The 14,703-nt window shown below is 43.8% G+C and carries 9 protein-coding genes; 6 read left to right on the top strand and 3 right to left on the bottom strand.

The genetic code is table 11. The features are described from left to right. The coding region (locus tag V7K36_RS23175; RefSeq protein WP_335119668.1) for a HAMP domain-containing protein at window positions 1-2,000 on the bottom strand (2,000 nt) is incomplete at its 3' end. 1,083 nt (window positions 2,001-3,083) lie between these two features. Further along, window positions 3,084-3,254 carry a hypothetical protein gene (locus V7K36_RS23180; protein ID WP_335119670.1) on the bottom strand — a complete coding sequence of 57 codons (171 nt, stop codon included), beginning with the start codon at window positions 3,252-3,254 and terminating at the stop codon, window positions 3,084-3,086. A gap of 73 nt (window positions 3,255-3,327) precedes the next feature. Between V7K36_RS23180 and V7K36_RS23185 the strand changes: the two genes are divergently transcribed. The 3 genes from V7K36_RS23185 (at window position 3,328) to V7K36_RS23195 (ending at window position 8,932) form a co-directional block, all read left to right on the top strand. Beyond that, window positions 3,328-3,873 (top strand): helix-turn-helix transcriptional regulator, encoded by a 546-nt coding sequence (locus V7K36_RS23185; RefSeq protein WP_335119672.1) that lies wholly within the window; start codon window positions 3,328-3,330, stop codon window positions 3,871-3,873. 32 nt (window positions 3,874-3,905) lie between these two features. After that, entirely contained in the window at window positions 3,906-7,376 is a 3,471-nt protein-coding gene (locus V7K36_RS23190) for an efflux RND transporter permease subunit (RefSeq protein WP_335119674.1), read from the top strand. A gap of 191 nt (window positions 7,377-7,567) precedes the next feature. Next, window positions 7,568-8,932 carry an efflux RND transporter periplasmic adaptor subunit gene (locus V7K36_RS23195; protein ID WP_335119677.1) on the top strand — a complete coding sequence of 455 codons (1,365 nt, stop codon included), beginning with the start codon at window positions 7,568-7,570 and terminating at the stop codon, window positions 8,930-8,932. 156 nt (window positions 8,933-9,088) lie between these two features. On the opposite strand, the gene V7K36_RS23200 is transcribed toward V7K36_RS23195, so the two are convergent. Then, window positions 9,089-10,063, bottom strand: a complete 975-nt coding sequence (locus tag V7K36_RS23200) for a 1-aminocyclopropane-1-carboxylate deaminase/D-cysteine desulfhydrase (RefSeq protein WP_335119679.1) — start codon at window positions 10,061-10,063, stop codon at window positions 9,089-9,091. A gap of 219 nt (window positions 10,064-10,282) precedes the next feature. On the opposite strand from V7K36_RS23200, the gene V7K36_RS23205 reads away from it, so the two are divergent. The 3 genes from V7K36_RS23205 to V7K36_RS23215 all read left to right on the top strand — a co-directional run bounded on the left by V7K36_RS23205 (window position 10,283) and on the right by V7K36_RS23215 (window position 14,588). Next, a complete protein-coding gene (locus V7K36_RS23205) occupies window positions 10,283-12,013 on the top strand; it encodes a diflavin flavoprotein (RefSeq protein WP_335119681.1) in 1,731 nt (576 codons plus the stop codon). Window positions 12,014-12,126: 113 nt separating this feature from the next. Further along, a complete protein-coding gene (locus tag V7K36_RS23210; RefSeq protein ID WP_335119683.1) occupies window positions 12,127-12,639 on the top strand; it encodes a phosphate-starvation-inducible PsiE family protein in 513 nt (170 codons plus the stop codon). A 212-nt stretch (window positions 12,640-12,851) separates the two neighbouring features. After that, entirely contained in the window at window positions 12,852-14,588 is a 1,737-nt protein-coding gene (locus V7K36_RS23215) for a diflavin flavoprotein (RefSeq protein WP_335119686.1), read from the top strand. Window positions 14,589-14,703 lie beyond the last annotated feature (115 nt).

A 14,703-nucleotide genomic window follows, 5' to 3' on the forward strand; every position in this document is an offset into this window, starting at 1 on the left:
ATATTCCGCACCTGTGCCGTCAAGCTTCCCGCCATGAAATTCACGCTGTCAGTCAAGTCTTTCCAAGTGCCAGCCACACCGCGCACTTCTGCTTGCACACCCAGTTTACCCTCACTTCCCACCTCACGGGCAACCCTTGTAACTTCCGATGCAAAAGAATTGAGTTGATCCACCATTGTGTTGATGGTATTTTTGAGTTCCTGAATTTCACCTTTGACATCGACGGTGATTTTCTTGGATAGGTCGCCTGTTGCCACAGCAGTAGTCACTTCGGCAATATTCCGCACCTGTGCCGTCAAGCTTCCCGCCATGAAATTCACGCTGTCAGTCAAGTCTTTCCAAGTGCCAGCCACACCGCGCACTTCTGCTTGACCGCCCAATTTTCCTTCTGCGCCTACCTCACGCGCTACTCTTGTGACTTCCGATGCAAAAGAATTGAGTTGATCTACCATGATGTTGACGGTGTTTTTCAACTCTAATATTTCGCCTTTGACATCAACAGTGATTTTCTTAGAGAGGTCGCCGTTGGCTACTGCTGTGGTAACTTCGGCAATGTTTCGCACCTGTCCGGTAAGATTTCCCGCCATTAAGTTAACGTTATCAGTTAAATCTTTCCAAGTCCCAGCTACGCCCCGCACTTCTGCTTGCACACCCAACTTACCTTCGGTTCCCACCTCACGCGCCACCCTTGTGACTTCCGATGCAAAAGAATTAAGTTGATCCACCATTGTGTTGATGGTGTTCTTGAGTTCCAGAATTTCGCCTTTCACATCCACAGTGATTTTCTTGGAAAGGTCGCCTGTTGCCACTGCTGTTGTGACTTCCGCGATATTTCGCACCTGTCCCGTCAAGCTTCCCGCCATGAAATTCACACTATCGGTAAGGTCTTTCCACGTTCCCGCGACTCCCCGGACATCTGCTTGACCGCCCAATTTACCTTCTGCACCCACCTCACGCGCCACTCTTGTGACTTCCGATGCAAAGGAATTAAGTTGATCCACCATGATGTTGACGGTGTTTTTCAACTCTAAAATTTCGCCTTTGACATTAACAGTGATTTTCTTAGAAAGGTCGCCATTAGCTACCGCCGTTGTCACTTCCGCAATGTTACGGACTTGTGCAGTCAAATTCCCAGCCATCAAATTAACGTTGTCGGTGAGATCCTTCCAAGTTCCTGCCACTCCTTTAACTTCGGCTTGCACGCCCAACTTACCTTCAGTTCCCACCTCACGGGCAACTCGCGTTACTTCCGATGCAAAAGAATTAAGTTGATCCACCATCGTGTTGACGGTGTTTTTGAGTTCGAGAATTTCGCCTTTCACATTCACAGTGATTTTTTTGGATAAGTCACCATTAGCGATCGCAGTGGCAACTTCGGCAATATTGCGAACTTGTCCGGTGAGATTTCCCGCCATTAAGTTAACGTTATCAGTCAAATCTTTCCAAGTGCCAGCCACACCTTGCACTTCGGCTTGCACACCCAACTTACCCTCAGTTCCCACTTCCCGCGCAACCCGCGTAACTTCCGATGCAAAAGAACCAAGCCGATCTACCATCGTGTTAACAATATTAGCAGTTTGGAGAAACTCACCTTGCAAGGGTCTGCGATCAATTTCTGTAGCGATCGTTTGGGATAAGTCACCATTGGCGACAGCACGAATCACACGAGTAGTTTCAGCTGTTGGTTGAACTAAATCTGTAATCAGAGTATTGACAGAAGTAACACAATTTAACCAAGAACCACGAACATCTCCCAGAGAGGCGCGATCGGCAATTTTGCCTTCTTTGCCGACAACATTACCAATTCGCTGTAGTTCCGCCGCCATCCGCTCATTTTGATCAATAATATCATTAAGCGTATCAGCTATTTTCCCCGCCACACCAGTATGATCTATAGGCATCCGAGCCGAGAAGTCACCCTGTTTAACAGCATTCAGCGTTCTTAGTAGCTGATTTAAATCTAGATTGTCGCTGTCTCTAGTTAACTGTTCGGTTGCCATAGGTTTATTCTTGAAGAGTTTTTTGTATTTTTTTCGCTCCGTACCTGCTTAAGGTACTATGAGGTAATCCTTAATGCTTCCTGACCTTTGGGCAATAGTTGGATGAAATTATAACCCTCATGCAGTTGTTGTTTAGTTTCTTTTTGGGTTGGGTATTATTTTTCTACAAACTAGGTGATAGTGGAGTTACTAATATTGACTGTTATTTATACTTGCACCTATTTTAGCAACTAAAGGTTTAGATATATTATGGCAGCCTTTAAAAGAATTGAGTTCACCATTAATTAAGATTCTGATGTGATTGTTGTTTTTATTACCTTTCTTAATTTAATTTTCAATTCCAGAGTGTCCCTCTAGTTCAGAATAATTTTGCTATTCGATAAACTCGAATGAGCGCATCAAAGGCTCATTAATGTATCTTAATTAGCTCCCTATCCCGCCCAGCACTCAAAGTACTGGGCTAATACCCTAAGTCCACTCAAGTGGACTGCAATTAATCTCAAAAAATGGCTTAGTCCTCTTTAGAGGAGTTAAGCTATTAGACTGGGATTTCAATCTCAGGCGGGTAATGCAGCCGATGCAAATTACCTAAATGACTGAAACCAACGGGAGACAAAAGCAACCATTCTGCTGAATCAAGGCTGACGATTCCGCCGCAAGTATTCCGATTTTCACCTCATGTGCAAAATGACCTAATAAGAACAAATGAGTTCGCCGAAATAACAAATGAGTTCGCCGAAATAACAAATGAGTCCGCCGAAATAACAAATGAGTTCGCCGAAATAACAAATGAGTCCGCCGAAATAACAAATGAGTCCGCCGAAATAACAAATGCGTTGGCTAGCCCGCCGCAGGCATCGCCATGATAGTTTTTCCGACTTGTGTGTACACAGTAGCCGCTTGCGGGGAGGGGTGCAATGACTGTGGAAATCATAACTAATTAATTATGTGCCTTGTAGGGGAGAGGAATGGAAGCGGGGTTTTCTAGATACCGTAAAAAGTAAAGCATTATGGCAACCTCTGAATAATCGCCTCCCAGGTTTTAGCATTTGTCCAATAAGCACCGTGGGAACGGGGAAAAGGTTATTTGCTATTCACTCGCACATCCTGCACGCGATCGCGGAAAATATTTCCTTGGTGGTTGTTTGCGATCGCACCCTCACGGCAACTTAATGCTGATGTACCCAGGTAACTAACTATACAGCTTTGCCCCCAATAAGCATCCTGCGGCATCACAAAAAAGAATTCTGACAAATCAGCCTTAAGTACTTGGCTAAAAAGAATCTATTTGATATTGTTGATAAACATATCAAACTGATATAGCAAAATGCTGAAGTTGGCAGTATTAGGTCTCTTACAGCGAGAGCCATTAAATGGTTATCGGCTCAAACAGCAACTAGAGATGTTTATGAGTTGCAGTATTTGTGTTAACTATGGTGCGATTTATCCTCTTCTGAAGCGGATGGAAGAACAAGGTGAAGCGATCCTATGTGCAGAACAGGGACAAGAAGCTGGGCAATGTGGAAAGGTATATGAGATTACATTCGTCGGTAAAAAAACTTGGTATCAAGAGATGCTGGCATATCCTCATGAAAGTTGGGTGAATGCGCGATCGCGATTCTTAATCAAATTTTTTTTCTTTGATCATTTATTACCCGAAGAACGAGTGCAGTTAATTGAACATCGATTAATGTCATGTCGGTTACGCCTTGCAGAGAAAAAAGCAATTGAAATTACTGATGATTTATATCAAGCGAAAGTGCAAAGGCGGGCAGTTGAAGTCATCAAATCAGAAATTGAGTGGCTAGTTGAGCAACTCCAAACAGAACAACTTCAATTAGCTCAAACGCCAACTTCAGCAAAACAGCTTTAACCCAAAAAACTTTTGAAGTATCCTAACTAACTATGTGGATCGTCAAAATTGCATTACGTCTTCCGTATACATTCGCGATCGCTGCCTTGATGATTGTGATCCTGGGTGTAGTAACGATATTTGGCACACCAGTTGACATTTTTCCCGCAATCAACATTCCGGTTGTCAGTATAGTTTGGACTTATACTGGTACTACATCTGAGGAAATGGCACAGCGAATCGTGACAATTAGCGAACGTGCCATGACAACAACTGTTGGGGACATTGAACACATTGAGTCTCAATCTTTAAGTGGTGTTAGTGTCGTCAAGGTTTTCTTCCAACCGAGCGTTAATATAGCCTCAGCCGTCGCTCAAATCACCTCTGTCAGCCAAACAATTCTCCGTCCTTTGCCACCCGGGATCACGCCGCCATTCATCATTCAGTACAACGCTTCTAGCGTGCCAATTATCCAGATGAGTGTCAGCAGCAAAAACTTACCGGAACAAGCGCTCAACGACTTTGCTACTAACGTTGTCCGCACCCAGTTAGCAACAGTACAAGGCGCGAGTGTACCTTTACCCTATGGTGGTAAAGCTCGGCAAATTATGGTTGATATCGATCCCCAAGCGATGTTGGCTAAAGGCGTTTCTGCCCAAGACGTGACTAATGCTGTCAGTGCCCAAAACTTAGTTCTGCCTGCTGGCGATATGAAGATAGGCACTCGCGACTTTGCCGTCCGAATCAATAATAGTCCAGATGTAGTGGCAGCCCTCAACGACTTGCCGATTAAGCAAGTCAATGGTAATGTGACTTATATTCGCGATGTCGCCCAGGTACGGGATGGCTTTGCCGTACAGACAAACATAGTACGTGAAAATGGCAGTCGATCGAGCTTACTGAGTATTCTCAAGAGTGGCAATGCCTCAACTATTGATGTAATCGATCGGATAAAAAAAGCTTTGCCTCGTATCCAATCCACTTTACCCCCAGGACTGAATTTAGCGTTTTTGTTCGATCAATCTGTATTTGTTAAAGCTTCGATTCAAGGCGTTCTCAAAGAAGGATTGATTGCAGCCTGTCTCACCGCGCTGATGATTTTGATTTTCTTAGGAAGTTGGCGCAGCACTGTAATTGTAGCTGTATCTATTCCCCTCTCGATGCTGGTTTCGATTATTGTGATGAGTCGTTTAGGACAAACTTTCAACATTATGACTTTGGGTGGTTTGTCCTTAGCTGTCGGTATTCTCGTAGATGATGCCACAGTGGAAATTGAAAATATCCACCGAAATCTCGGACAAGGTAAACCAATCAAGCGAGCAATCTTGGATGGAGCGCAGCAAATCGCAACTCCAGCACTTGTAGCAACATTATGTATTTGTATTGTCTTTGTGCCGGTGGTGTTTTTGAGTGGAGTAGCAAAATACCTGTTTGTCCCGCTAGCGATGGCGGTAGTCTTTGCCATGCTTGCTTCCTATCTGCTATCTCGGACTGTAGTACCGACGATGGCAAATTATTTCCTACCACATGAAGCGCACTTGCATAGAGAAAGCGAGGATCATAATGGTCATGGCGATCGCCATAATATAGATTCACCAGTCCAAAACAATAATGGTCGCGACAACCATAATATAGATTCGCCAGTCCAAAACAATAATGGTCATGGCGATCGCCACACCCATTTACTAGTCGAAATCCATGATAGTCGCGACAACCACCATACTGATTCGCCAGTCCAAAACAATAATGGTCACGATAACCACCACCAAAGGTCAGAAGCAACAACGAAAACTGCCGAACCTGTTAAGAAAGATTGGATATGGCGGCTACACGAAAAGTTTAACCGACAATTTGAGAAATTTCGCAGTTGGTACTACGATGTCCTGACCTCAGCATTAAATCACCGCCGCATAGTCTTTGTGCTGTTTGGTGCTTTTATAGTAAGTGCAGGAGTTTTGTTGCCGTTCGTCGGTCAAGATTTTTTCCCTGAAGTCGATGGTGGTCAGTTTAGCCTACATGTTCGAGCCTTACCTGGTACTCGTTTGGAAGAGACAGAAAGAATTGTCAGCCAAGTCGAAGGCGTTATCCGCCAGACTGTACCGAAAGAAAATCTCTCGAAGGTTCTGGATAACATCGGCTTACCCAACAGTGGCATTAACCTTACCTATGGCTACAACGGTGCTACAATTGGACCGGCTGATGCTGACATTCTTGTGTCCCTGAAAAAATCTGGTTCAACTTTTTCTTATGTCAAGCAACTCCGCCAGAAATTGAAAGCGACATTTCCCAATTACACCTTCTTTTTTGAACCGGCTGATATTGTTACTCAAATTCTGAATTTCGGTTTGCCTGCTGCTGTTGACGTACAAATATCTGGACCTCTGCAAAACTCAAAGGCCAACTTTGAAATTGCCAAACAAATTGAAGCCCGAATGACGCTGATTCCTGGTGCTGTAGATGTACATATGCAGCAAGTTGTCGATGCGCCAGAGTTACGTCTTGATGTAGATCGCACTGAGGCTCAACAACTGGGTATGACCCAGCGTGATGTTGCCAATAGCGTTCTCACTTCCTTAAGTTCAAGCGGTCAAGCTGCAATTAACCAATGGCTCGATCCCAAAAAAGGCGTGAGTTACACCCTTGCTGTACAAGTTCCCCAGTACAAAATTGACTCTATTGACAGCCTGAAAAATACGCCAGTTAGTAACGGTCAAACTGCACCCCAACTTTTAGGTAATTTGGCTAGTGTCAAACGCGACACAGTGATGCAAGTTGTGAATCACTACAACATTCAGCCAGTTTTCGATATCTACGCTAACTCCTACGATCGCGATCTGGGGGGAGTTGCCCGCGATGTAAATCGAATCATCGCTGATTATCAGAAAAAATTGCCTCACGGTAGTCAGATTAATGTCCGCGGACAAGTACAAACGATGAACTCTTCGTTCCTGGGACTTGGTTTCGGACTTGTGTTTGCAATTGTGCTGGTTTACTGCTTAATGGTGGTCAACTTCCAATCTTGGCTTGATCCCCTGATTATTATGATGGCATTGCCAAGTGCTTTAGCTGGTATTGTCTGGATGCTGTTTGTCACCCGCACTACTTTCAGCGTTCCTTCGTTAATGGGTGCAATTATGAGTATAGGTGTGGCGACATCAAACAGTATTCTACTGATTACTTTTGCTAATGACCAGCGTCTGGAAGGTGAAAATGCCTATAAAGCAGCGCAAGCAGCGGGTCACACGCGATTGCGTCCTGTGTTGATGACTGCCTTAGCCATGCTCATTGGGATGGTGCCAATGTCTCTCGGTCTTGGTGAAGGTGGTGAGCAGAATGCGCCCTTGGGTCGCGCTGTAATTGGCGGCTTGTCAGCTGCAACAATTGCTACTCTCATCTTTGTACCTGTTGTATACAGCATGTTACGGCGTAAACAACCTCGTCCTATTGAGCAGGATGATGAGGATTTAAATTTCTCAGATCCACAGACTGCATACTCCTTGTCATCATCCCAAGGCAAGGAGTAAGCAATTCAGGCGTTGCTGAATCATGGGATGATTTCAGGCGATGTTGAGCGAATTATTAATAGTTTCAGTCGCTAATTCATCCTGCATTTATGCAACGCCGCAATTCAAAGTTCAAAATTGCCAAAGCCAATAATGGTAATGACTTTAGCTGCTGAATTTCTGCAAATTAGATAATATGGGACAGCTTACCTATGGATTCTCAGCCTCCTGCATCTCCTGATTTAGAACAACAAACGACTTCTAGAAAACAAAGGCGCGGCATCGGTCGAATTGGTTGGGCTGTAATTGGTGTTGTTTTTTTTGGTAGCCTACTAGCCATAGGTATTCTGCCCCGGTTAAGCCAAAGGTCAGAATTAAAAGCAGCAGTCAAGGAAGCAAGCACTTTAACCTCAGTCAACATTATCACTCCCCGTCGCGCTGCTGCTACTACCAATTTGGAACTACCTGGCAGTGTTGTAGCCCTTAACCAAACGACCATCTACGCTCGCAGTACTGGGTATTTGCGGCGGTGGTACGCAGACATTGGCGATCGCGTCCAAGCTGGTCAATTATTAGCAGAGATTGATTCACCAGACATAGATCAGCAAGTTTTGCAAGCGAAGGCAGAGTTAGCACAAGCACAAGCTAACGTGCTTCAAAGTCGTGCTAGTTTAGCTAAAGGTGTTTCTGATTTGAAGCAAGCCCAGGCTAATTTATTGATAGCACGTCAGAGCTGGCAGCGCTGGCAATTTCTTGTCAAAAAAGGTGCAGTAGCTCAACAAGATACAGATACAAAATATGCTACATATCAGGCTAATCTTGCCAATGTTGAGGCAGCACAAAACACTATTAGTTCTGACTCTGCCAACGTCAAAGCAGCACAAGCTAACGTCTACGCAAGTCAAGCAAACTTCCAGCGTAATACGGTATTGCAGTCTTACAAGAAAGTCACTGCTCCTTTCTCAGGGGTGATTACCGCACGTAATGTAAATACAGGTGTTTTAATTTCAGCAGGTAGTGGCAACAGCAATTCTAGTAGTAACACCAATACCAGCAACACCAACACTAGCAATACCAGCCTTTATACTATTGCTGCTTATGACAAGCTAGACGTGAATGTGAATGTTCCACAGAGTTTATCACCGTCATTTGAGACTGGTCAAACAGCAGAAATTACAGTCAAAGAGTTACCACAACGAGTGTTTACGGGTAAAGTAGTGCGTACTAGCAACGCTATAGATCCAAATACTCGCACTTTGCTGACACAATTAGAAGTGGAGAATTACAACGCGACGCTGCGACCTGGGATGTATGCTACTGTTAAATTTGCGATTAACCGCACTAATACTCCCTTTGTTGTGCCAGATAGTGCCTTAGTCGTTAACGCCGGAGGTACGCAGGTCGCAACTTTAACCAAAAACCAAACAGTGCATTATCAAAAAGTTGTCGTTGGGCGAGATTATGGTACCGAAGTAGAAATTACATCAGGTCTGACAGGAAATGAATCGCTGATTGCCACTCCTACGGTTGATGAGACAGAGGGTTTGCGCGTGCAGCCAGTTGCACAAACAAAGTAGACTCATTCGTGAGAGGTTACAGCTATTTTCAGGTAAATAGACCACGCGGTAGGGGCACAGCAATGCTGTGCCCCTACGATAGATGTGGTTCAAATACTTGAATTCTGCTGTAAGATAATTGCGCTTTTGTCAAGAGTGTGTAGAAAAGGCGACAAATCAAGCTTGGAGACTGGCTTTGGCAGGGCTTTGACTACTAATCCGCTTCTCCATGCCAACGTTGCCCTGTAAACCTCCTGTGTGTAATAGTAGCAATGAATCGCCTCTACGAAAAAATCCCTGCTTGAGTAAATCCATCACTCCGTAAAACATTTTGGCGGTATATACGTAATCAAGGGGTATGCCATGTTCCTCCCGGAATTGCTGGCTGAACTGTAGCAACTTGTCGTTCACTTTTGCATAGCCGCCAAAGTGGTAATCACACACTAATTCCCAGTCAGCCGGAGAGGTATATGGTGCGGGTAAACCAGAGGCGAGGTAATTTGTCAGCAGATTTTCAATTTCTTGTGCAAGAAAAGCCCCATTTTTCAATACTGGAAAAGCGATTGCTCTTTGCTTTTGATCCAACGATAGCGTAATACCTGCCAGTGTGGTAGCCGTACCGCAGGCTACGCATATATGAGCAAATGCGTAGGCGTAGCCAGCCGTAGGCATCGCATCACCAACTATCTCCGTGCAGCCACGCACACCATTTAAATTACAGCCACCTTCGGGAATAATAAACACCTCACCAAAACGTTGTTGCAGATATTCCTGTAGTGCTGCTGTGTTACGCTGTCGATACATCTCGCGGTTCAGGTACACAAGCTGCATACCCTGTTGTACAGCGAAACTCAGCGTCGGGTTGAGTGGTAGCCTTTCCTCCCCACGAATTACACCAATGGTGCGAAAACCGAAAAGATTACCAGCCGCCGCAGTTGCATAGATGTGATTGGAATAAGCGCCGCCAAAAGTAAGCAGCGTCGTGAAATTTTTCTCCTTGGCCTCCAAAAGATTGTATTTCAGCTTGAACCACTTGTTGCCGTTAACCCACGGGTGCATGAGGTCGAGGCGCAGCACATACAGATCAACACCAGCGTGGCGGGTGATTTCGCTGTTGATTTGTTGTAGAGGAGGAATAAAATTTAACGACATGCGTAAACATTCTAACTTAGTATTTATATTTTCTCACATTCATTATTGAAGATAAAAGTAATGATAAACATTAAGTAATTCAATGCTAAGTCAATCAAAATGAAGAATAAATCTTTCTGATGATTAGCTTTAGAAATTCGCATTTTACTAATTGAGTATTTCAGGTAAATATAAGAAACATAACACTCGCTCCAGATAATATCTTTTGGGAGAAAAGAAATGGTTGCACTCACACAGCTTACTCAAGTTATTCCCAATCCAGGACGTTTGACGATTCAAACTGTTGAAATTGCTGCTCAAACGACTGCTATCCGTTGTCTCGACTGGGATCGAGAACGTTTTGATATCGAGTTTGGTTTACGGAATGGGACAACCTATAATTCTTTCTTAATTCAGGGAGAGAAAGTTGCCTTAGTAGACACATCTCACCGCAAGTTTGAGCAATTATATCTTGAGATACTGGTGGGATTAATTGATCCAACTAAAATAGATTACTTGATTATTAGTCACACAGAACCAGACCACAGTGGCTTAGTGAAAAATCTTTTGCAATTAGCTCCCTCGATTACTATTGTCGGTGCTAGGGTAGCTATTCAATTTTTAGAAAATATGGTTCACCAACCTTTTAAATCAAGGCAGGTGAAAAATGGAGAGCGATTAGATTTAGGTAACGGACACGAATTAGAATTTATCTCTGCACCTAACTTACACTGGCCTGACACAATCTTCACTTATGACCACAAAACTTGCACTCTCTACACCTGTGATGTGTTTGGGATGCACTACTGTGATGACCACACCTATGATGAAAATCTTCCCTCAATAGAGGAAGATTTTAAATATTACTATGATTGTCTCATGGGCCCCAATGCCCGGTCTGTTTTGGCAGCTTTTAAGCGGATTGAAAAGTTAGAAATAGGAACAGTTGCCACAGGACATGGCCCTTTATTACAACACTATATCTCCGAATGGCTCGGACGGTATCAAAACTGGAGTTTAGAACAAGCAAAAACAGAGACTTTAGTGGCTCTATTTTATTTTGAAGATTACGGGTATAGCGAGCATTTAGTTCGTACCATAGCACATGGATGTGCGAAAACAGGCGTGGCAGTAGAATTAGTAGTTCTCAATAGTGCCGAGCCTCAAGAAGTTCGAGAATTAGTTGCACAATCTTCTGGTTTAGTAATTGCAATGCCACCCCAATCTTCGGTGATGGCTCAAGCTTCTTTAAGTACCATTTTAGCTGCTGTTCACAAGAAACAGGCAATTGGTTTATTAGAGTCGGGAGGCGGAGAAGATGAACCTCTTTATCCTTTACGTAATAAGTTTCAAGAACTGGGACTAACTGAAGCTTTTCCACCTATCTTAGTTAAGGAAATTCCTACCCAAGCAACGGAACAGCTTTGTGATGAAGCGGGGATAGATATGGGTCAATGGCTGAATCGCGATCGCACGATTAAACAGATCAAATCCATCAATACCGAGCTAGAAAAAGCTTTAGGACGTGTTAGCACAGGATTATATATTATCACTGCCAAAAAAGGAGAAATTCAGAGTGCAATGTTCGCTTCGTGGGTAACACAAGCGAGTCTTGAACCTTTAGGAGTGGCGATCGCAGTATCCAAAGATCGGGCAATTGAATCTTTGATGCATGTTGGCGATCGCTTTGTTTTAAACGTTTTAGAAGAAGGCAAATATCAAGGATTAATGAAACATTTCCTAAAGCGTTTTGCTCCTGGTGCAGACCGCTTTGCCGGAGTGAAAACATATCCAGCTAACAATGAATCACCCGTTTTAGCTGAAGCCCTAGCTTATATGGAATGTGAAATTACTAGCCGCATGGATTGTGGAGATCATTGGGTAATTTATAGCACAGTTCAAACTGGAAGAGTTGCCAAGCTAAATGCACTTACCGCCGCCCATCACCGCAAAATTGGCAATCATTACTAAATTAGCATTGGGCATGGGGCATTGTCTCCCTCATTTTCCCCTGCTCCTCAATTTCTCACTCTTAACTTCTCACTTTTAACTCCGCACTCCCCACTACCTAGTCACAAAAAGCTATGTATAAATCTGTTGAAAATACCCCAATTACCATGTACGAAATCAATCGGGCGCGTCTCGTGCGAACCTTGGAATTTATCCAAGATGTGATTGTGATTTCTTTGTGTATCGGTTTATTTAGCTTCATGGTGCTTCAGGTGAGAGATATGTTTCTCTCCTTACTTCCGCCTCTAGATTTTCATGCTGTTACTGCCGATATTCTCTTTTTACTCATCTTAGTTGAGTTATTCCGACTGCTGATTATTTACCTACAGGAACATCGAGTATCTATTGGGGTAGCTGTTGAAGTTTCCATTGTTTCCGCCTTGCGAGAAGTCATTGTTAAAGGTGTTCTAGAAACAAGTTGGAGTCAAGTTTTAGCAACTTGTGCCTTTTTATTAGTGCTGGGAATACTACTGTTTCTCCGTGTTTGGCTACCCCCGACCTTTGAAGGTATCGACCCGGAACAAGAAGCATCTAAACGCTATAGAAGCCGAGCCAAGTCTGAATTAACACAAACCAATAGTCATTAGGAATAGAGAGCAGGGGAAGCAGAGGGAGACAAGCAAAACAAGGGGGACAAGCGGGAATTATTGAACAAGTCTCTCCCCGAAGTTCTGCTCGCCCCAAGTCGGCGCTCAGACTTCTCTCCTTGTGTACCTTGTCTCTTCTCCATACCCTATGCCCCATACTTCGACGCCGCTCAGTACAAGTGCCCCATGCCCTTTAATTAAGAGAGGTTATTATGTCTGCAAATACTTTAACTACCAGGCATCCTAGAGATGTACAAGTTGCTGAAATTGGTAAAAATACTCTGATTCTACGATCGCGGACTTGGGAACGACTAAAATTTGAGGTTGAGTATTCCCGCCAACGGGGAACTACAGCAAATTCTTATTTGATTCAAGCTGATAAAAAGGCTTTAATTGACCCTCCTGGTGAATCCTTTACCGAAATTTACCTTCAGCAACTGGCACAACATCTAGACTTTACCACCCTAGATTACATTGTTCTCGGTCATGTCAACCCAAACCGCAGAGCCACCTTGCAAATATTGCTTTCTCAAGTTCCTCAAGTCACTCTCATTTGTTCTCGCCCCGCCGCCAATGTTCTAAAAACCGCCTTTCCAGAATGGGAATCACCTATTCAAGCGGTGCGATCGGGAGATACTCTAGATTTAGGACAAGGACATCTTCTATCATTTATCACTGTACCAACTCCCCGCTGGGCGGATGGACTTTGTACCTACGATCCCGCCACAAAAATTCTCTACACAGACAAACTTTTCGGCGCTCATATTTGCGAAGATACTTTGTTTGATGAAGATTGGAAGGGATTAGATGCGGAACGTCGTTACTATTTTGAATGTCTCCATGCACCCCAAGCCAAACAAGTCGAAGTAGCATTAGATAAAATGTCGGCTTTAGGAGCCAGATGTTATGCCCCAGCACACGGCCCAGTTGTTCGTTACAGCCTTAGTCGTTTTAGTTATGATTACCGTCAATGGTGTCAAGGGCAAAAATCTCAAGAATTGAGTGTCGCTTTGCTTTATGCTTCTGCTTATGGTAATACAGCAATTTTGGCGAATGCGATCGCTCAAGGTTTGATTCAAAATGGAATTAATGTAGAATCAATCAACTGTGAACTAGCAGATTCTACGGAGATTAACCGCATTGTAGAAACTTGCGATGGCTTTATTATCGGTTCACCTACCTTAGGCGGACATGCACCTACTCAAATTCAAACAGCTTTAGGAATAGTCCTTTCGGCGACGGTTAAAACTAAGTTAGCAGGGGTGTTTGGTTCCTACGGTTGGAGTGGCGAGGCAATAGATTTACTAGAAAGCAAGCTCAGAGATGCTAATTATCAACTAGGGTTTGAAACAATTCGGGTGCGTTTTAGTCCTACTCCTGAGATTCTTCAGCAGTGTCAAGAAGCAGGTGCATCCTTTGCCCAAAACTTGAAGAAAACCAAAAAACTGCGTACTTCGCGTCAGGTTGTCACGGGAGCTTCTGTAGATCGTACCGAGCAAGCTGTGGGCCAGATCATTGGTTCTCTGTGTGTTGTGACAACTCGTGATCAAGAAACCCACAAAGGGGTTTTAACTTCTTGGGTATCGCAGGCAACTTTTAACCCGCCAGGAATTATGATTGCGATCGCTCACGAGCAGAATGCAGATTTAATGCATCATCCTGGTGATAAATTTGTGCTGAATATCCTCAAAGAAGGAAGAAATGTGCGACGCTATTTTTCTCGTCATAGCACTTTAGGAGATAATCCCTTTGCAAATCTTGCCACACAAACTGCTCTTAATGGTTGTTTGATTGTGAATGAGGCATTAGCCTACTTAGAATGTACGGTGCAAAATCAGCTTGAATGTGGCGATAGATGGTTAATTTATGCCGTCATCAATCATGGTGAAGTGTTAGAAAATGATGGTGTCACTGCTTTGGAGCATCGGAAATCTGGCAGCTATTATTAACCTGACTTTTCACTCTTACAAATTTGGAGAACCTCACTTCCATTCCTCTCCCCTACAGGGCTACCCTGTACACATAAGTCTGTGTTGACGCAATTTACAGTTTATCGAATAGACC

This window comes from Nostoc sp. (assembly GCF_036919555.1).
Classification (GTDB): domain Bacteria; phylum Cyanobacteriota; class Cyanobacteriia; order Cyanobacteriales; family Nostocaceae; genus Nostoc.

Bases quoted from the DNA above. Each gene is read 5' to 3' on its own strand.
- V7K36_RS23185 (WP_335119672.1), top strand. From the start codon at position 3,328: ATGCTGAAGTTGGCAGTATTAGGTCTCTTACAGCGAGAGCCATTAAAT.
- V7K36_RS23190 (WP_335119674.1), top strand. From the start codon at position 3,906: ATGTGGATCGTCAAAATTGCATTACGTCTTCCGTATACATTCGCGATC.
- V7K36_RS23195 (WP_335119677.1), top strand. From the start codon at position 7,568: ATGGATTCTCAGCCTCCTGCATCTCCTGATTTAGAACAACAAACGACT.
- V7K36_RS23200 (WP_335119679.1), bottom strand. From the start codon at position 10,063: ATGTCGTTAAATTTTATTCCTCCTCTACAACAAATCAACAGCGAAATC.
- V7K36_RS23205 (WP_335119681.1), top strand. From the start codon at position 10,283: ATGGTTGCACTCACACAGCTTACTCAAGTTATTCCCAATCCAGGACGT.
- V7K36_RS23210 (WP_335119683.1), top strand. From the start codon at position 12,127: ATGTATAAATCTGTTGAAAATACCCCAATTACCATGTACGAAATCAAT.
- V7K36_RS23215 (WP_335119686.1), top strand. From the start codon at position 12,852: ATGTCTGCAAATACTTTAACTACCAGGCATCCTAGAGATGTACAAGTT.